Annotated in this window: 15 protein-coding genes and 1 pseudogene; 8 read left to right on the top strand and 8 right to left on the bottom strand. The window is 61.7% G+C overall.

The genetic code is table 11. The annotated features are described in order from the left end of the window. Nucleotides 1-50 precede the first annotated feature (50 nt). The 6 genes from guaA (at nt 51) to RPC_RS25545 (ending at nt 7,132) form a co-directional block, all read left to right on the top strand. Nucleotides 51-1,658 (top strand): glutamine-hydrolyzing GMP synthase, encoded by a 1,608-nt coding sequence (gene guaA / locus RPC_RS15345; protein WP_011473498.1) that lies wholly within the window; start codon nt 51-53, stop codon nt 1,656-1,658. Nucleotides 1,659-1,974: 316 nt separating this feature from the next. After that, nucleotides 1,975-3,231, top strand: a complete 1,257-nt coding sequence (locus tag RPC_RS15340) for a tyrosine-type recombinase/integrase (RefSeq protein WP_011473497.1) — start codon at nt 1,975-1,977, stop codon at nt 3,229-3,231. Between the two features lie 329 nt (nt 3,232-3,560). Then, nucleotides 3,561-5,054, top strand: a complete 1,494-nt coding sequence (gene istA / locus RPC_RS15335; RefSeq protein ID WP_011471085.1) for an IS21 family transposase — start codon at nt 3,561-3,563, stop codon at nt 5,052-5,054. After that, complete coding sequence (gene istB / locus RPC_RS15330) at nt 5,048-5,881, top strand: IS21-like element helper ATPase IstB (protein WP_011471086.1); 834 nt, start codon at nt 5,048-5,050, stop codon at nt 5,879-5,881. The genes istA (RPC_RS15335) and istB (RPC_RS15330) overlap by 7 nt, the downstream gene beginning before the upstream one ends. Nucleotides 5,882-6,224: 343 nt before the next feature. Continuing rightward, a complete protein-coding gene (locus RPC_RS25105; protein WP_011473496.1) occupies nt 6,225-6,986 on the top strand; it encodes a TIR domain-containing protein in 762 nt (253 codons plus the stop codon). Beyond that, nucleotides 6,929-7,132 carry a TIR domain-containing protein gene (locus RPC_RS25545; protein ID WP_080507345.1) on the top strand — a complete coding sequence of 68 codons (204 nt, stop codon included), beginning with the start codon at nt 6,929-6,931 and terminating at the stop codon, nt 7,130-7,132. Before RPC_RS25105 ends, RPC_RS25545 begins: the two co-directional genes overlap by 58 nt. A gap of 162 nt (nt 7,133-7,294) precedes the next feature. Here RPC_RS25545 and istB (RPC_RS15320) read toward each other — a convergent pair whose 3' ends face one another. Next, nucleotides 7,295-8,158, bottom strand: coding sequence for an IS21-like element helper ATPase IstB (gene istB / locus RPC_RS15320; RefSeq protein ID WP_011473484.1), 864 nt, complete (start codon nt 8,156-8,158; stop codon nt 7,295-7,297). A gap of 8 nt (nt 8,159-8,166) precedes the next feature. Then, nucleotides 8,167-9,657, bottom strand: a pseudogene (gene istA, locus RPC_RS15315) (IS21 family transposase); the annotation flags it as partial. A 57-nt stretch (nt 9,658-9,714) separates the two neighbouring features. Here istA (RPC_RS15315) and RPC_RS25540 point away from each other — a divergent pair. Then, nucleotides 9,715-9,981, top strand: a complete 267-nt coding sequence (locus RPC_RS25540; RefSeq protein WP_011473494.1) for a DUF2274 domain-containing protein — start codon at nt 9,715-9,717, stop codon at nt 9,979-9,981. 148 nt (nt 9,982-10,129) lie between these two features. Here RPC_RS25540 and RPC_RS15305 read toward each other — a convergent pair whose 3' ends face one another. The 6 genes from RPC_RS15305 to RPC_RS15280 all read right to left on the bottom strand — a co-directional run bounded on the left by RPC_RS15305 (nt 10,130) and on the right by RPC_RS15280 (nt 18,177). Beyond that, a complete protein-coding gene (locus tag RPC_RS15305; RefSeq protein ID WP_011473493.1) occupies nt 10,130-11,308 on the bottom strand; it encodes a DUF4238 domain-containing protein in 1,179 nt (392 codons plus the stop codon). A 7-nt stretch (nt 11,309-11,315) separates the two neighbouring features. Beyond that, nucleotides 11,316-14,837, bottom strand: a complete 3,522-nt coding sequence (locus tag RPC_RS15300) for a DEAD/DEAH box helicase (protein WP_011473492.1) — start codon at nt 14,835-14,837, stop codon at nt 11,316-11,318. Then, a complete protein-coding gene (locus RPC_RS15295) occupies nt 14,821-15,600 on the bottom strand; it encodes a Hachiman antiphage defense system protein HamA (protein WP_011473491.1) in 780 nt (259 codons plus the stop codon). The genes RPC_RS15300 and RPC_RS15295 overlap by 17 nt, the downstream gene beginning before the upstream one ends. An 11-nt stretch (nt 15,601-15,611) precedes the next feature. Then, entirely contained in the window at nt 15,612-16,415 is an 804-nt protein-coding gene (locus RPC_RS15290; protein ID WP_011473490.1) for a restriction endonuclease, read from the bottom strand. Nucleotides 16,416-16,517: 102 nt separating this feature from the next. Then, a complete protein-coding gene (locus RPC_RS15285) occupies nt 16,518-17,555 on the bottom strand; it encodes a nucleotidyl transferase AbiEii/AbiGii toxin family protein (protein WP_011473489.1) in 1,038 nt (345 codons plus the stop codon). Beyond that, a complete protein-coding gene (locus RPC_RS15280; RefSeq protein WP_011473488.1) occupies nt 17,548-18,177 on the bottom strand; it encodes a DUF6088 family protein in 630 nt (209 codons plus the stop codon). Before RPC_RS15280 ends, RPC_RS15285 begins: the two co-directional genes overlap by 8 nt. Nucleotides 18,178-18,453: 276 nt before the next feature. On the opposite strand from RPC_RS15280, the gene RPC_RS15275 reads away from it, so the two are divergent. Continuing rightward, nucleotides 18,454-19,017 (top strand): type IV toxin-antitoxin system AbiEi family antitoxin domain-containing protein, encoded by a 564-nt coding sequence (locus tag RPC_RS15275; protein WP_011473487.1) that lies wholly within the window; start codon nt 18,454-18,456, stop codon nt 19,015-19,017. Nucleotides 19,018-19,539: the final 522 nt, after the last annotated feature.

Genomic DNA, 19,539 nt, shown 5'->3' with positions numbered 1-19,539 from the left:
GGCCGGCTTTTCGGGTTGCGAGCGGGCCCCCCATCGCGTAATTCCCTGCCATGACAGCACCCAGCAAAACCTCCGCTTCGCCCGTCGATCCGTCGCCGCATGTCGCCGCGGCGCATGACAAGATCCTGATCGTCGATTTCGGCTCCCAGGTGACGCAGCTGATCGCGCGACGGGTGCGCGAAGAGGGCGTCTATTCCGAGATCGTGCCGTTCAACAAGGCCGAAGCCGCCTTTGCTGCGATGAAGCCGAAGGCGGTGATCCTGTCCGGCGGCCCAGCCTCGGTGCTGGACGACGATGCCCCGCAAGCGCCGCTATCGATCCTCACCGCCGGCGTGCCGATCCTCGGCATCTGCTACGGCGAGCAGACGCTGGCCAAGCAGCTCGGCGGCATCGTGGAAGGCGGCCATCACCGCGAATTCGGCCGCGCCCAGATCGAGATCACCGACGATTGCGCGCTGTTCGACGGCGTCTGGGAGAAGGGCGGAAAATACGACGTCTGGATGAGCCATGGCGACCGCGTCACGCAATTGCCGGAGGGTTTCCGCGGCGTGGCGAAGGCGGCGGGCTCGCCGATCTCGGTGATCGCCGACGACGCTCGCAAGTTCTACGCCATGCAGTTTCACCCCGAGGTGGTGCACACCCCGGACGGCGCCAAGCTGATCCGCAACTTCGTGCGCAAGGTCGCAGGCCTCAAGGGCGACTGGACCATGCGTGCGTTTCGCGAGGAGGCGATCGAGAAGATCCGCGCCCAGGTCGGCAGCGGCAAGGTGATCTGCGGGCTTTCCGGCGGCGTTGATAGCGCGGTTGCCGCGGTGCTGATCCATGAGGCGATCGGCGATCAGCTGACGTGCGTGTTCGTCGACCACGGCCTGCTGCGCAAGGACGAGGGCAAGACCGTCGTCGACCTGTTCCGCCACCACTACAACATCCCCTTGGTGCATGTGGACGCCGCCAAACTGTTTCTCGGCGAACTCGAGGGCGTCAGCGATCCGGAATTGAAGCGCAAGACCATCGGCCGGCTGTTCATCAACGTGTTCGAAGGCGAGGCCAAGATGATCGGCGGCGCCGATTTCCTGGCGCAAGGAACCCTCTATCCCGACGTGATCGAGAGCGTGTCGTTCACCGGCGGCCCGTCGGTGACGATCAAGTCACACCACAATGTCGGCGGCCTGCCGGAACGCATGAACATGCAGCTGGTCGAGCCGCTGCGCGAATTGTTCAAGGACGAGGTGCGCGTGCTCGGCCGCGAACTCGGGCTTCCCGAAGTGTTCGTCGGCCGCCATCCGTTCCCCGGACCTGGCCTTGCGATCCGCTGCCCCGGCGAGATCACCGCGGAGAAGCTGGAGATTTTGCGCAACGCCGACGCGGTCTATATCGACCAGATCCGCAAGGCCGGACTCTACGACAAAATCTGGCAGGCCTTCGCGGTGCTACTCCCCGTCAAGACCGTCGGCGTGATGGGCGACGGCCGCACCTATGAATACGTCGTCGGGCTGCGCGCGGTGACCTCGACCGACGGCATGACCGCGGACTTCTACGGCTTCGAGATGAGCTTCCTCGGCGCCGCCGCGACCCGGATCATCAACGAGGTCAAGGGCGTCAACCGCGTGGTGTATGATATCACGAGCAAGCCGCCGGGGACGATTGAGTGGGAATGAAATGATGTGGTTCGCGGCGCTTCGTGAACTATCGCCATATCTTCATAACTAGCTGAAATCAAACAAAAAGTCAAGCATTCACTATCGGAGCCTATCGCCCTTAAGCGATGGGCTCTGACGGTGCGCGCGACGGTATGCGTTTTTCGCCGTCAGCTGGATTTTAGCCCTACCGTCAGGCAAAAATCCAAAGCTATCCGCCAAAATTCAGTCTAATAGACTGATATATAATGATTATTATCATCGATTGACGGTATCGAATTTGACGGTAAAATTGACCTCGAAAAAGGCGTTTTCGATCGTCAACGAGGCCGTCCCCATGCTCACTGACATGGCCATCAAGAGGCTGAAACCAAAGGATAAATTATACAAGGTGGCCGACCGTGACGGTATGTACGTTTCCGTCGCCACGACAGGCCAAATCACCTTCCGGTACGACTACCGTCTGAACGGCCGCCGGGAGACGCTGACGATCGGCCCCTACGGCCCCGATGGCTTCACGCTCGCCGAAGCGCGTGAGCGCTGCATCGCGGCCCGCAAGCAGGTGGCGGAGGGACTTTCTCCGGCTCACGAGAAACAGCGCGACAAGCGGCGCAAGGCCATGGAGCGCAGCTTCGGCGCGGTGAGCGGCATATGGATCAAGGAAGCGCGCATGGCGGAAAGCACCCGCTCGATGCGCAAGGCCATCCTCGATCGCGATATTCTCCCTGCCTGGAAGAACCGCCTTCTGACCGAGGTGACGCCGGACGATCTCCGACAGCTCTGCGCCAAGGTGAAGGAGCGCGGCGCCCCTGCAACCGCCATCCACGCCCGCGACATCGTCAAACAGATCTTCGCCTTCGCCATCCTGCACGGAGAGAAGGTGCCGAACCCGGCTGACGAGGTGGGGCCAGCTTCGATCGCAACCTTCCAGCCGAAGGACCGGGCGCTGTCGCCGGCCGAGATCAAGATCATGCTACAGCAGATCGAGCATGTGCCGACGCTGCCGACCATCCGGCTTGGCCTGCGCCTGATCCTGCTCACCATGGTGCGGAAGAGCGAACTGCAGGACGCCACCTGGGACGAGGTGGATTTCGAGAACGCCGTCTGGACCATTCCGAAGGAGCGCATGAAGCGGTCGAAGGCGCACAACGTCTATCTCTCGCAGCAGTCGCTCGACATCCTGATTGCGCTCAAGACCTGCGCCGGCAATTCGCGCTACTTGCTGCCGTCCCGTTATGACGCCGACGCCCCCATGTCGCGCGCAACCTTCAATCGCGTGACCACGGCCGTCGTGGCGCGGGCGAAGAAGGAGGGGCTGCCGCTGGAGCCGTTCACGGTCCACGACCTGCGCCGGACTGGCTCGACGCTCTTGAATGAGATGGGCTTCAACAGCGACTGGATCGAGAAATGCCTCGCCCACGAGGACGGGCGTTCGTCGCGCGGCGTCTATAACAAGGCAGAGTACGAACCGCAGCGCCGCCACATGTTCCAGGAATGGGCCGACATGATCGATGCCTGGGTGAACGGTCAAAAGCGGGCGCCGACGCTGTTGCCGCCGGCGATGGCATTTATGGGCGGCAAGGGGGAATGCTGACGGAGAGCGGACGCGGTCCATCCGTAAGCCATGTGGCTAGGCGGTATTCAATTTCCGTCCGGCGGAGAGTGCGGGCAGCAATTGAGAATCGGGCAAAGTGTGTGACGACAATTATCTTGGCCGGCGGACGACAACTAGCTTGGCCGGTGTGGCCGGACGGCGGGAGGGCGTAGCCCGACCAGAGTCCGGCCACACCGGCTGCGCCGTTTTGTGGGGTCATTTGACGTCACTGGCGGTCGTTTCTGAGGTGGTGCAAGCGGTTCTTTCCTCAATGGAAAGGGCCGTTCGTGCCAGGCAGCCACCTCAACGACCACCAGGTGAGAACGTACATGGACCATCGTCGAACCCATCCTCAGCACACTGCCGCCGCCAAAGCGGGAATCAGCGAACGCTCGGCTCGTCGGATCGATCGCGATCCAACCTTGCCATCGCAGCGCAAGACACCCCGAGGTTATCGGACCCGTCCCAACCCGTTCGACGGCGTTTGGGAAGCCGATATCGTGCCGCTGCTGCAATCGATGCCGTCGCTGCAGGCCATCACCATTTTGCGCGAGCTGCAGCGGCGTCATCCCGGCCGCTTTCCCGACAGCCATTTGCGAACCCTGCAGCGCCACATGCGGCGGTGGAGCGCACTCGCCGGCCCCGAGCGCGACGTCATCTTCCGTCAGGAGCATCCGCCCGGTGCGCAGGGCCTTTCCGACTTCACCGATGCGGGCGAGCTTGGTGTGACGATGGTTGGGCTCGCCTTTCCGCATCGCTTCTATCACTTCGCGCTGGCCCATTCGCAGTGGGAGTACGCCCGCGTGGTCGAGGGCGGGGAAAGCTTCTCGGCGCTTGCCGAGGGGCTCCAGAACGCGCTCTGGCTGCTCGGGGGGGCCCCGCGCGAGCATCGCACCGACAGCCTCTCGGCTGCGTTCAAGAACCTCTCGGAGGAGGAGGACTTCACGCGCGCCTATCGTGAACTTTGTGACCATTACGGCATGGCGGCGACCCGCAACAATCGCGGTGTCAGTCATGAGAACGGCTCGATCGAAAGCCCGAATCGCCACCTCAAGAAGGCGCTCGATCAGGCGCTGACGCTGCGCGGTAGCCGTGACTTCGATACTCGGGTGGCCTATCAGGCATTCACCGACGACATCGTCGGCCAACGCAATGCCGCCCGCGACCAGGCCTTCGCAGCCGACCGCGCCGCCCTGCGGGCGCTGCCGCCGCGCCGCACCACGGACTTCAGCGAGGCTGCCGTGGTGGTCACGTCCTCCAGCATGTTCTGTCTGCGCAAGGTGTTCTACACGGTGCCGTCGCGTTTGATCGGCCATCGCCTCAAGGTGCACCTCTACGACGATCGGCTCGACTGCTTCCTCGGCTCGACGCAGGTGCTCGTGCTGCCGCGCGGCCGGGTGCCGCGGGGGGCCCAACGCGGACACGTCGCCGACTACCGGCACGTGCTGCCGAGCCTTCGGCGCAAACCCCAGGCCTTGCGCAACCTGGTATGGCGTGACGCGCTGTTCCCGCGGCCGGCGTTCCGCCGGGCCTGGGACACGCTGGTCGAGCGAGGCCCGATCGACCGGGCTTGTCGCACCATGGTGGCGTTGCTCGACATCGCCTATTGCAGCGGTTGCGAAGCAGAACTCGCCGCGCATATCGACAGCGTGCTCGATCTCGGCCACCTGCCGGATCCCAACGCCCTGCGGGCTGTGTTCAGCCGCGATGCCGCGGCTCAAAACGGCGGGGCGGCATTGCCCACGGTGGCCGTCACGATGCCGGCCGCGTTGATCTACGACGTGCTGCTGTCCAGCGTCCACGGCGAGGTGTCGTCATGCTGACGCGCGACAACACACCAGCGCCCATCACGGTCGATCTCGCTCGCCTGCCGATGCTGCTGACCTCCCTGCGGCTGCCGACCATCGGCCAAATGTGGGCGGACCTCGCCGAGCGTTCAGACCGCGAAGGCTGGCCGGCCGCTCGCTATCTTGCGGCCTTGCTCGAGCACGAGCTTGCCGAACGCTATCAACGTCGAATCCAGCGCAACATGCAGGACGCTCACCTGCCGGCGGGGAAGAGCTTCGCCACCTTCGACTTCGCCGCCGTCCCGATGATCAACAAGAGCCAGATCACCGCGCTCGCGGCCGGCGGTTCTTGGCTCGACAAAGGCGCCAATCTATTGGCCTTTGGCCCGCCAGGCGTTGGCAAGTCGCATCTCGGCGCAGCTCTCGGCCAGGCTCTCATCGAAAACGGCTATCGTGTTCTGTTCACCCGCACGACCGACATGGTGCAACGACTTCAGGCCGCTCGCCGCGATCTAACGCTGCAAAACGTCATGGAAAAGCTCGACAAATACGACCTGCTCATCCTCGATGACCTCTCTTACGTCCGCAAGGATCAGGCCGAAACCAGCGTGCTCTTCGAACTCATCTCCGCCCGTTACGAGCGTCGCAGCTTGCTCATTACAGCTAATCAGCCATTCGGGGGCTGGGAGGAAATCTTCCCCGACAAGGCAATGACCGTGGCCGCCATCGACCGCCTCGTGCACCACGCCGTCATTCTGGAAATGAACACCGACAGTTATCGTCGCAAGGCCGCAGTCACGCGAATGACCGATCGGAAGGCCTCGGAAAACTCAAAGCAAAAGCCTGTAACCAAAACGATCTAATCGTCGCAATCGCGCCAATTAGATCTTGCGTCGTTGCTCAACTCCTTGCACCCTCAAATCGCTTCAGAGGCGACCGCCAAAACCGGCCATCCTAGTTGTCGCCGACCGGCCATCGTAATTGTCACTCTACAGGCAAAGTTCGAAGTGCCCGACTTTTTTGGCATTTCCTAAGCTAGACTGTTACGTCCGGGATGGGGCCGCGAGCGGACCGGCGGCTTGTAGGGAATGAGCGCTGAAAGCGGACGTCCGTAAACTTTCGCCTAGGCAGGACTTGTTGCGGCGTTGCTTGGTCAAACTACCAGTGCTGTGTGAATATGTCATTTATGACACGTAGGAGGGCATTGTGGTCGACCAGGTCCAAGTCAAGAGGCTTCCGCCGTTCCCCTCCCGTGCAACCGTGATCGCTGCAGCCAACATGTTGAAGGCCGAAGGTCACTCGGGCTTCGAAGCCCTTCGTCTGGAGTACGATCTTCAGCATACAGACGCCGGATTGGGTTCAGGGCTGTTGGCGCGGGCAACGTCCCTGGCCACTTACGCATTGCAAAATCCCGAGGTCCGCACCCCCGAAGGCATCCCACTGCAAACAGCCATCGTCGCGCGAGCAGGCGAGCACTATCGAAGCGGCATACAGGTGAATATCGGCGAGAGGGAACGCGAGGCCTTCAAACTCGCGTCGTCGCGCGATGGCAGCCTCAATGACGTGACCGAGTCCGGCGAGGATGTCATCAGCATGCGCGACGGTTTCGTAGAAAGAAGACCAGCGGCGCCGATGAAAAGCCAGCAGTCTCTATGGGCGCCAGAGGCCCAACTAGAGCGTTCGAAGCGAGTCTTCATTGTGCACGGCCACGACGACAACATGAAGCTCTCCGTTTCCAACTTTCTGATGGCCATCGGTCTGGAGCCAGTCATTCTGGCTGACCAAGTGAATGCCGGGAAAACGATCATTGAAAAGTTCGAACGAAATGCTGATGTCGGCTACGCCGTCGTCCTGCTTTCGCCCGATGACTACAGCCCCCAGGGGGGTGATGGCGCGCCCGCCAGAACGTCATACTCGAGTGGGGCTACTTTATCGGTAGGCTCGGCCGGTCACACGTCTGCGCGCTGAAGCGCGGTCATGTGGAGCTGCCTTCGGACATCATCGGGATGGTCTGGGAGAACTTCGACGAATACGGCGGATGGAGGAGACGTCTGGTCAAGGAGTTGATCGAGGCGGGGGTCGCAGTCGACGAGCACAAAGCGCGCATGGCATGATCGCGCCACATCGATGACGCGCACCGCGAAGTCGTTCCTGCGAAACGGGCCGCGAGGCCGGCGGGGATAATCCGAGGGCGCAGAACTTATCTTCTCATCAGCGAGGACTTCCAAGGACATGAATGACGAGCTTACCGCGCGCGACATCGACGCTCCGGAATGTCAATCGGCGTTCAAATTTGACCCCGCATCGGCGTCCAATTTTGACCCCCTTGGGCGACGGGTCTGGGCGGTAGCGCTCGCCTCGTCGGAGCTGGTCGGGGTTGCGGAGACGAGGCGAGCGCGGGCGATTTGGTCGTCGTCGCGGTTTTTGAATCGCCAACTGTCGTTACCGGTCTCAACGATGTCGCAGTGATGGGTCAGGCGGTCGAGCAGCGCAGTCGTCATCTTGGCGTCGCCGAACACGCTCGGCCATTCACCGAATGCCAGGTTGGTGGTGACGATGATCGAGGTCCGTTCGTAGAGCCGGCTGACGAGGTGGAACAGGAGTTGGCCGCCGGATTGGGCGAACGGCAGGTAGCCGAGTTCGTCGAGCACGATGAGATCCATCCGGGTGAGATGCTCTGCGATCTGGCCCTGCCTGCCGTTACGGGTCTCGGCCTCGAGTCGATTGACGAGATCGACGACGTTGTAAAACCGGCCGCGGGCGCCGGAGCGGATGCAACTGCGGGCAATGGCAATGGCCAGATGGGTTTTGCCGGTGCCGGTGCCGCCGATCAGCACGATGTTGCGTTGCTGGGCAATGAAGCCGCCGCCGGCCAGGTCGTTGACCAGGGTCTGGTTGATCGGGGTGCCGTCGAACAGGAAGCCGTCGATGTCTTTGGCAAGCGGCAGCTTGGCGATGGTAAGTTGGTATTTGATCGAGCGCGCCTGCTTCTCGTTGATCTCGGCACTGAGCAGATCGCCAACGATGCGCTGGGGTTCGTGTTGCCGCTTGATTGCCGTGGTCATGATCTCGTCGTAGGCGGCCTTCATGCCGTAAAGCTTGAGCTCGCCCATCAGGTCGAAGAGTTGAGTACGTTCCATCAGACGGTTCTCCTCAGGTTGTCGTAACGGGCACAATCGGCGAGCGGCGCGTGGCGCAATGTCAGCGCGGCGGGCGTAAGGATGTTGGCCGGCGGCGTGGGATCGCGCTGGCGCGCCAGGATGTTGAGGATGGCGTCGGCGGAATGAACGCCGTGATCGACAGCTTCGGCGCAGGCGGCATCAACCGCCGGCAGCCCGTCGGTTAGCACCGCATTGAGGATGTCGACCATCTGCCGATTGCCATCGACGACGCCGGCGAGCTTGCGCCGCACTCGCTCCATCGCGGCCGGCAGCACCCAGTCCTTGAACGGCGCACCGTTGCGCAAGGCCCCGGGCTTGCGCGCCAGCACCGGCACGTAATGCCAGGGATCGTAACTGGTCTCGCCGCGGCCGAAGCAGCGAGGATGCTCGGCCACGATGCGGCCGTCCTGTCGGATGACGATACGGTCGGCATAGGCATGAACCTCGACCGGACGCCCGACGGCGCTCGCCGCCACAGAGTATTTGTTGTTGTCGAAGCGCACCAGGCAGGTCTTGGAGACCGATGCCGGCACCGCATGGAATCCATCGAACCGGCCGGCATAGGGGACGAGCTTCGGCCGCTCGGCTTCAAATACCTCCCAGATCGTTTGCTCGGTCAACTCCGGATGGCGATGCGCCTTGGCGTAGGCGATGCATTTGTCGGTGAGCCAGGCGTTCATCTCGTCATAGCTCTTGAACCGCAGCCGCGGCGTAAAGAACCGCTCGCGCACCAGGCCGACCTGGTTCTCGACCTGGCCCTTCTCCCAGCCCGACGCCGGTGTGCAGGCGACCGGCTCAACCAGATAGTGGCTGCACATCTGCATGAAGCGGCGATTGTAAAGACGGGCCTTGCCGACGAAGATCGTCTCAACCGCCGTCTTCATGTTGTCGTAGATGCCGCGCCCGCAGGTCCCCTTGAACAGTGCGAACGCCCGGTCATGGGCGTCAAACACCATCTCCTGCGTCTCGCGCGGATAAGCGCGCACCAACAGCATGCGGCTGTGACAGAGCCGGACATGGGCGACCTTGACGATCACCGTCACCCCGCCGAGCAGCACGACTTCGTGGCTCCAGTCGAACTGGTAGGCTTCTCCCGGCGCAAAGCTCAGCGGCACATAGGCCGCGGCCGTCGCCTGGCCTCGCTCTTTGGCCCAGTGGCGGGCGTAGCGACGCACAGCATCGTAGCCGCCGTCATAGCCTCGCCCACGCAGCTCTTCGAAGATCCGGATCAGCGTCAATTGCTCGCGGGCGGCCTTCGCAGCGTTGCTTGCAAGCAGTGCATCGAGCTCAGCCGTCCATCGGCCAAGCTTCCGTCGCGGTTGAACCTCGCGCCCATACTCGAATGACGTCTCACCGGACCGCAGCACCTTGCGGACCGTGTTCCGCGACACCCTCAGATCCCGGGCGATCTCCTTGATCGTCTTGCCCTTGAGAAAATGCTCACGCCGAATCCGAGCCACCGTCTCCACTGTCAGCATTCCCCCACCACCCGCTTCGAGCCAAAAGCGGGTAGCTTGGAGTGGAGGGGGTCAATTTTGAACGCCGATCCCCCGGCTCAGGGGGTCAAAATTGCACGCCGAATAACACTGAAACTCGGCCTGATCGCCGACGACAAGCCGGTGAAGGTTACGCTGGAGCTTCCCGCCAGCCTACATCGCGACCTGACCGCCTATGCGGAAATCCTCGCCCGCGAGGCGGGCCAAGCCGCCGCCGATCCCGTTCGCCTGATCGTCCCCATGCTGGAGCGGTTCATGGCAACGGACCGGGGATTTGCAAAGGCGCGACGCCCCCCTCGTTACTGAGCCCGCTTGTACTGGATCTCTCCGCTGGGGGCTGCGTCAGCCAGCCGAATTGCCGTCTTCGGAAAGTCGCAGTGTATCGCCGTAACCTCATCTTTCGGAGCAAGTCAGGTGATCCAAATCCTCGGATATTAGATGCCACACTCCGAGCTCATGTATCTTGACTGAACTCGCTTCTCGCCGCTGCAACACCTGCACCATCAGCGGGAAACTGGTCTGTTTGGCTCGAGGCGGCAGCCATTTCGGCCTCAACGCGTGCGGCCTTTTCAGGCGTATCGATATATTGCGATAGCACCGGCCGAGGGCCAAAGACATTCCGGCAGATGATCTGGATCTCCTTTTCGCGCCGGCGCACTTCGGTGGTGATGGTGGGCACGAGCGCGGCATGGGCGCGTACCAGATCGTCGCTCGACCGATCTTGGCCGATGGCCATTCGATAGGAAAACTGCGAGATCGTCCGATTGAGTTGCCGCACTTTTCGACTGTCGAAGACGTCGCGGTGCCGCGAGATCATGTTCACCGGCCCGCGTTTGCTGGAGCCGCGCACGAGCATGCGCGCGGAAACTGGGAAGATCAGCTCGACTTCGCCGGAATGCTCGTAAGGCGTCCGCGTAAGGAGCGCTTGGCGTCGATCATAACTGCAAACTGGATTGTCCGATGTGAGGAAGGGCACGCTTGTCTTGTTGTGGAGCACCTCGAAGCCGAGTCGGAAGCAGAGATCACCGAAATCCTTGAACTCGCCAGTCATCGCCAACAACGTCTCATGCGGGTTGATTCCGATGGGCACCGTGTCGAACTGACCAGCGTAGCGCTCAAGTTCTGGAGGAAGTGCGCCGATCTCTTCGGCGATCTTGTGCTCGGCGCGAAGCTTGGCCTCGAGCATCAAAGCATGGCGGTCGCGCGTTGCCGGAACGCGAGCGCGCATGATCGTTTGCATACCTAAGACGTTGAAGGAAATGGCAGGTGACAGCCGGCGAGCTGCGAGTGCCTGGACCGTCTCAGGCCACACGGTCTCGATCGTGTTCCACAGATCCTCGAAGCGATGGTTCTCCTGACCGCCCTCGGGCAGCTTCTGGGAATAATAGTCTCGCTCGAACCCGATCGCCCGCGGGTTCATCGGGTGCGGGTCTTCTGGCGCCTCGCAACGGTAGACCTGCACCCGGCCCCGTTCATCAGCGAAGCCGTCCATATAGACGGCCGAGATGAAGTGATGTCGGCGGTTATTGCGGTTGGTATCATCTCGCTCGGGATTGAGGATGCTGAACGGTCGGACATCATCATCGACGGGTACGTTGCCCCATGCGCCGAAATATGTGGGCGGCTTCGTCATCCGCGTTCTAGGCTCCCCACAAGTCATCGGGGCCGAGATAGCTCAGATCGAGATGGGCAACGTTCTGAGAGACGTTCGCTCGCACGAGACCACGCCGATTTGAGTTGAGCGGGTGTTGCAGCAGGCCGATCGCGCGCCCGTCGGGTGCCAGCACCAGCGGCTGTCCATTCCGGTGACAGAGGTTAACGGGCGTCCCGGGAGGGGCGGGTGCGGCGAACCACTGGACGTTTCCAAGATAGTCTCGCCGCGCCCAAGTCCGGTTGTCGGCCGGCGCGAACTCCCGGATAAATTCGAGCCACATGGCCCTCGTTTCTGCGGTCGGCCAATCTGGTTCGGCCGACCAGATTGCGACGCCGGGTGTGCGAAGCCAAGCTCGCAGTTCCGCACCGCTCGTAAACGTGGCGCCGGTGTCGGTAATGATTTTGATGGCAGCGAGCCGCGAGTTGAAGCCTGCCTGGATCAGGATTGACGCGGAGCGATTGATCGTTCCGGTTTCCACGGCCGGTACCGCCAGGCCCAACTCGTAATCCCCCAGCGCTAGGCCGAACACACCGACGACATCGCCATTGGCGGCAGCCCGAACGCGCAACGCCTCCATGGCCCAAGGCAGGCGATAGACCAGCCCACCCTCGATGAATTGCAACGCTTCACCTTCTTGACCGGCGACCGTCGCGGCGAGCGGCTGCCCAAGCAGCCAGCATCGCAGGATGTCCCGCCAGTTGACTGGGAATGGGTCGGGCTCGAATGGGTAGAAGGCGAACACGCGCTCGGCGATCCCGGTGATCGCGGCGATCGCCGCCTCATGATCCGACACCATGAGGGCAGCGTTTGCTTGGACGAGGAGATCGTTTGCCTCGGCTGCAACGGCGTCGAGAGCGTGACCGGCTTCGAGGCCAAGGCCCGCGAGGAAGTAGCCGCGTCGCGTTGCAGCCGTGGAATTCGCCCAGATGTAGCGACTTCGGGTGAGCAGCGCGGCGCGATAGGCGGCGCGCGATGCGTCGTCCACGCGGAGCAATCGACGCTGCCAGAGCGAGGATTGAAGGATGTTGTCGAGCGCGGTCTCGATCTGGTCATCCGGCACGTCGGCTTCGCCGATGAGGCTGAGAATGGCCGTATCGAGCGTCGCCATATGGCGCTCCCACTCGTTAAGTGCCCGCTCGCGCTTATCGGGCTTTTCCCCTGCGACCTCGGGAAAGGTCCATGCTGCCGCGTTGTTAACGACATAGTCGATCAATTGGTCAAGGTTGCCCCCAAGCCGGGCGTGCATGCGTTTGAGCAGCGAGAAGATGAGCTGGATGAGCCCGCTCTCCATCTCGCGGGCGCCGAGATCTTCGATCAGCTCGATCCACTCGTTGAGCTTCCTATTCTTTGCGTCCTCAAAGATGGGATAGAGGACGAGGCCTTCGACATCGACGTAGGCGCGACCAGCGCGGCCGATGACGTTTTTGAACTCGGAGACCTTGATCTTCTCCCCATGCCGATAGAGCGAGTGCATGACGACGGCCGTCGCTGACAGGTTGAGCCCCTGAGCGAGGGTTGGCGATGAGATCGTGACTTTGAGCACACCGTCGCGCAGCAACCGCTCGACTTCCTTGCGATAGGCGGTCGGCAACGCACCATGGTGGAGCGCCACGCCAAGCCGCAGGCATTTGAGGATGTCGCTGTCTGGGCCGAGCCATTCCTCGCCAAGCGCGATAGCAGTTTGGAGTGTGGCCGGGTTGACGGTGAGCAGAGATGCGAGCGCACCGCGCGAGTGCAACTCCACGATGACCTTGGCGAAGGGCTCGACACTCCGACGCTCTGGGCAGTAGATCAGAACGGTTTGACCATCGCTCACGAGCCGCCACGCCGTGGCAAGGCTCAGCTCCTGTTGGTTATCCGGGAAGAGCCGGGTGCGCAGCTTCTTCGGCGGCACGAACAATGGTGGAGCCGCGCCGGTGAGGAAGCGAGGCACGAAGGGCTTTTCCTCCCCGACACGAAGATTGAGACGCGCTGTTGGCGAATTCCATGTTACCTCGCCAAACCGCAGGCGTGTCGGTCGCCAGTCATGCTTGATCGGGCCTCCGGGCTGGTCGCGACGCAGCCATGCCGAGAAATCCTCGAGTTGATCTCCGTCAGGAAGGATCGCCGACAGGCAAACGATCCGGCGTTGATCGGCGTCTTGGCGGCGCAGGAGGCGCTGAATCTGGACTTCGTACCGAACCTCGCGCTCCCCAGGTCCGATCATGTGGCCTTCGTCGAACACGAGCAGGCCAACGTCGTCGAGAAGCGACGGATCGTTTCTCAATGCGAAGTCAAGTTTCTCAGGGGTTGCGACGACGATGTCGCGCTCGCGGATGGCGTCCTCATCGAAGCCGGACACGCCGATGCTGCCGTAGAGCGCGGAGATGGTCTTGCCGAGTGGACCGAAGGTGCGTTGGAGCGTGGTTTCTGTCTGCGCCGACAGGGCGCGCAGCGGCGTCACGAACATCACTCGTCTGCCGCCGGCCAGGCACCGCAGGATGGACAATTCGGCGATTCGGGTCTTGCCGGCACTGGTCGGCAGCGAGACGACGAGATTGTCCGTCTGATCGACAGCGCGCGACGCGGCCTCGGTCTGCGACGGCCAGAGGTCGACCTCGGCCCTCGGACGCCGAGCGAGCAGGGCGATGAAGAGTTCGCGAAGACCAGGCCATGAAGGCGCGGCACCACCGGCGGGGAGCAGCGGGACTTTCTCGTGGAAAGTGTTGGACCAGAGATCGGAAAGGAGATGGATGGCGACCCGATGCACCCACCATTGTGGCAGAAGGTTCAATTCCGCGCAGATTTCGAGACTCTCTCGAAGCTGCGCGATCGCCTGGTCGACAAGAGCCCGCTCGCCACGATCCAGCGCGAGCAGAAACATCGCGAAGGCGCCGAAGAAGGAATCCGTCAGGGCGAGATCTAGGCCCTCGAAAAGGAAGTCCTGTCCATCGCGCTCCGGCGCATCGGCGGCGGCGGGCTCGGCGAGGCGCTGTTGGAAGAGCGCTGCAATAGTCGCGTCCGACCCTCGGCCATCCAGGCGGAAGGCATACACGCGCGCCCGCAACTCGGTGATGTCTCGGCGCATCAACAGCGCGAGCGCCTGTTCGATGGGGGAGAAATTCTCCTCGGCCGCGACGATCGCGAGGAGCGAATAAGCTCGAGCGGATAGATGCGCGAGATGATAGCTCGCCGCCGCCATGACGAAATGGAAGTCGCGGTCGACCTCAGCGCGATTGCCTTTAGCCATAACTGCCTCGAGGGCGGTCGCCGCTTGTTCGAAAGCGATCCGTGCTTGGTTTGGGTCACCATCCAGTTCGAGGAGGCGCAGCCCCAGCCCAAGCAAGCCATAGGCGTAACTGTGGAGGTCGAAGCTAAGCTGCGACGAGAAGGCGGGGGCGCCAGGAGGCAGTACACCGTCACGCCAGATCATGGCACGCGCTTGGCCCCGCGCGATAAGTCTGCCGCGAAAGCCCGTCGCCGCGGCGTCCGTGATGGCGGCTATGATCGCTTCAGGGCTGGTTGGCATCGGTGATGACCTGAGCGTAGACCGCCCCGACGAAGGCGGCATGGCCATCGACGTGCAGGCCTACACCCCATTGTCCGATCGGACCGGGATAGGCTTGCAGCGCTTGAGTCAGCAGTGCCTGCGGGGAGTTTCCGGAGAAGGTGAAAAGGAGATGTTTGACGCTCTCGGGCGGGATGCCGTGCCGATAGAGTGCCTCGTCGATCGCATCGACAAGCGGCGCGTCAGCACCCAGCTCCATCAGCCTGGCCGAGATGAAGGACAGCGCATGCGACGATGGAAGGCCACCATCCTTGTCCAGGCCGGTCCGCGCCTCCTGCAGCGTCTGGGCGCGCAGGTCGATGCGACTCTTCGCTTCCGTCTTCAAGAAGCGGAGACGCTGTGTTGCAGGGTCGAGGATCATGCCGATGACATCATCGCCGCGCATCGCCATGTTGCGATGATCTTTCCAACGCAGCCGCTTGATGGGAGCACGATAACCGCTGTGCGCGTCGATCCACTCCGTCGCGTAGATTTCGCCGAGGTCACCTGATCGAATCTGCGGCGTTTGAGGGAGAAGATCGGTGATCATCTTCGCTGCAGCGGCTTTGCCCAGCCTCGCAAGCGCTCCGGCAATGCGCTCTTCGGCGGCATAGTGGGCTGGGACGGCCGTAGCTGTTACCTGAATCCCGGTCGCAGAGTCCGCCGGTCGGCCCGTCATGACGCGGACGTGGTGGTTGCCTACGGGCGTGTCGGCGGAGTCGCACCAATCATTGAATTGAACCATGCGCCTCCTCCTTAGCTCGGGAAGAGGTCGCGAACGCGAAGGAAGGGCATGCCGGTTTCGGCAGCCCTTCGCACCTTGCGTTCAAGAACCTGGTTGAGCGGTATCTTCCGGTCGAGCATTTCGTAGAGATCGAGGCCGTCCATGCAGATGACACGCTTGCCTCGGCCGAAGGCGACGAGGCCGTCTTCGGAGAAACCGCTGTTGCTTACGAATAGACCCCGCGTCCAGGCGGCCTTCTGTTCGATCTTACCGTGGAACGTGTGGAGATCGGCGACGCCGATGGGCTGGCCGTGCCATTTGGCTTCCAGCAGATAGGTGTCGTTTCCAAGGTGGAAGCTGCCGTCGATCTGTTCGCCCCGCAGTCGGAACGGTTCCTGAGCTGCCAGGCCGAAGGCGTCGAACAGGCTCTTGAGAAATCCTTCAAAGGCGAAGCCGCGTGCCTGTGCGCCGAGTGATGAGATACGCAGCAGCTCCGCCTTGATCGCCAGGATCTTCTGACGATCGAGAATGGGCGCTGGTGCCGGTCGGGCTGGGTTTGTAGCCGCACAGCTAGACAGACGATCGATCAAGCCTTGATAGCGCGACGCCGCGTCGACCACCGGATCCTTTCCGCCGCTACGAGCGATATACTCGGTGCGGTGCTCCCAGAGCGCGGTGAGCGCGCGGACGGCTGCGGTGTCGTCACAGTTCTGTAAAAAATAGCGCAGCCGCTTCCCCTTGGAGCCACCATTCGCCGCGTATTTGGGATCGTCGATGCCGACCTTCAGCTCGGACTTGAAAAAGTCCGCAAAGCTCGTGTCGGAAAAGTCCAGCACGAACCCGGGGCCTCGGACGAAGTCGACGAGGTCATCTACAAGACGGAGGTCGATGGACCGTATCGAGCTAATAACGTGTCCTCCCCAGCGGACTGTATTTATCTACTTATTGATGGATTCTTGAAGTTTCTCGATTTTCGCAATTATGTCGTCGAACGATGGCGGCCGATCGTCAAACATCATCGGCGCCATCTGTCTGTAGTCGGCGCGAAGATCCTTGATGCGGGCTTCGTCCGGCATCAAGCGAAGGCTCCCCGGCTTGGCGGTCTCGTAGCTCGCCCAACCGGAGCGGAAGAAAGTCGCCTTGTGCTTAGCGACCTGCGCCAAGAGGTCAAAGTCTGTGGCGGCGGCCTTTCCTTCATCAGTGCCAAGCAGCATCGCGAGATCGTAATAGTGCCGCGAGAAATACTGTGGCGTCGGCGTCTCACTCGGCCGATGTGCCTCGGCGTGTAGCGCCGTCGCCTTTTCCCAGAAGGTGCGCAGCGCGGACAGCACGACGACGTTGATGTCGGGGGCTTCGAAAAAGTCGGGGAAGTCCTCTGCCGCATAGGGGCGAATGATCTTTTGTTCGGTCGGCCACGGATCGCCGCGCGCACCGAGTTCTAGCCTCACCCTCGGAGTGATGTAAGCCATTCCGGCATAGTGAGTTGCCTCAAGCGCGGCTGGGTAGCGGAAATTGACCGTCTGGGCATCGTTGGGATCGATCTCCAGCCGCCATTCGGCATCCTTCGGCTCGCCGAGTTGGTCTATGATCGTGCGCCGTAACGCGGGGAGCAGCTTCTCCGCGATGTGATTTTCGACGTCGGCCACTAGGTCGTCGATGAGCTGAGCCGTCTTTTTCTTGCTGAGCCCTTCTTTTTCAGGATCGCGGTCCCCTGCGTATCCAAGATCTGCGCGGTCGAGGGACAGGTCGATGTCTTCCGAGAAGCGGCGGATGGCGCCATAGGCCTTAGACAGGGAGGTGCCACCCTTGAAAACAAGGCTGGCGAACTCCTCGCCCTGCAGTGCGAAGAGCCGCTTCAGGGTCCAGCAAACCCAGAAGTCCTTCTCGATGATCGTATCCGCCACACCGCGAGCCGCGCCGGTTTCACCGAACAGCGCGGCACGATCCTTCGATGAGAGTAGGGCGACCTTATCCATCGATGCCGGCCGCCACCGCGTTAGCGATCGATACCAGCGTCGGCCGCATCCACGCTGGCGCCTGCACCGCGGAGAACGCGAGCGTTTTCTTGTCACTCACCGTGAGTTGGCGCGAAGCGACTTGCGCGACATCAGCCGCACGCACGGCCCCGACATGGCGAAGGGCCTGAACGACGGTGCCCGCCGGGCTGCCTGGGGCGATCAAATGCTTCGGCGATGCATGCCGAAGGTCGACCACGCGCTTGCCGAGCACGACGCGGCGAGAAGGGCCATCGGTCAAGTAAGTGTTCTTCGCAGGCACCTGCGTCGTAAGGCCGAGAGCGTTTGCAGCGCGCGCACCTGCGATCTGAACCTGCGATCCAGTCTCGCGCGCCAAGGCATGCGCGACATCATCGGGTGCTGGGGAAAGCTGGCCGAGTTTCGGATGGACCTTGGGAAAGTCGTACAGGCCCCGAGCTAGCCGGCGCAGCTTCCCGGCCTTGACCAACCTCGAAAGCGCCTGATCGACCGCGGCTCGCGCCGCCACGTTGAGGAAGTCACTGGGCGTGTAAACGCCGCCGCGCCCAGCTGCACGGGCGCGCTTCATGATCTGATCAGGAACTGATGCAACTGCTGTTTTCATGCGTCAGAAAATAAGGCATATTTTTCTGACATTCAAGAGGCGCGACGTAGACCGATTTGGCGCTGAGCACGGCACGAGTTATTTGCAGGAATCTCAGCGAACGTTATAAAAATACCAGCAAAATCAAATACTTGATTGTTTCAGTTCTGGATTGCCCTTTCTTGAGGGCGTGATAAAACCTCCGCTATTGGTAAAATATATCGAGGAAATATCACGACACTGCCCCAGATCGATTCTCAACGTGCTCAAGCGCTCAAGCTGCTGAAGGCATGCCCAATGATGCGGCTGAAAGATTTTGCCGCCAATGGCATTGGTGCGGAAACGCTGGCGCGTCTTGTCCGGGACGGGTCGGTCATTCGCCCCGCGCGCGGCCTTTATCAACTCGCGGATGGCTCGGGCGATGCGGCGCGTATCCTTGCGGAAGCGTCGGTGCTCGTTCCGAGAGGTGTCATCTGCCTGACCTCGGCGCTGCAATTCCATGAGCTGACGCTGCAAATGCCGTCGACCGTTTGGATGGCCATCGATCGCGCCGCTTGGCGTCCCAAGATCGACTATCCTCCCATCCGCTTTGTGCGCTTCACCGGCTCCTCTCTGACAGAAGGTGTCGAGCGGCACTCCATCGATGGCATCGAGGTGGCAATCACAAATCCAGCACGATCGATCGTTGATTGCTTCCGCTATCGAGCGAAGGTCGGTCTGGATGTCGCTCTAGAAGGTCTACGTGAGGGGCTTCGACAGCGGAAAGTCACGAGCGACCAGCTCTGGGCTTATGGGACGACGGGAAAGGTCTGGTCGACCTTGAGGTCCTATGTGGAGGCGATGGTGGCGGCTGACGCGTGAATCAGCGTGAGGCTGCGGTGTTCGGATTCGCTCGACGTTGAGGTCGCGGCTGGAGGCCTTCAGATCGAGTGGAGGCGCGGTATCAATCACGCCATCTATCGCAGTCAATCACGACCTTTTGCGATCGGATCTAGCTATTTCTCCCGCACTCTGTATATAATGCAAACGTACAGATCGACGCCGCGCACCACGACACATTTATTGTGGAAAATCAATTGCGTGCGATTCTGACGGTATATCTGACGGTAAACGTCGATTCCTTCGTTTTACACTCATCGAAAATTCAAATACTTACCGCTTCGGTTAATCATCGAGTGGGAGTGACGGGAACGAACGGCGGCAATATCGTAGTTTCGGTGGCGGTTTTCGCTGCCGAACAGTCGCCGCTTAACCCGTATTTCAAACCCGCTGAGCCGGCATTCTCCGTCTCTGAACTCGCAAGTCTAACCTGCGCCCACTTGCAGGATGATGTGAAGCCACTTCAAAGAGCGAGAGGGCTCTTGCGTAGATAGCGTGCACAAA

Origin of the sequence: Rhodopseudomonas palustris BisB18 (genome assembly GCF_000013745.1) — a bacterium.
Classification (GTDB): Bacteria; Pseudomonadota; Alphaproteobacteria; order Rhizobiales; family Xanthobacteraceae; genus Rhodopseudomonas_A; species Rhodopseudomonas_A palustris_F.
This window is presented reverse-complemented; position numbering and strand designations above follow the sequence as displayed.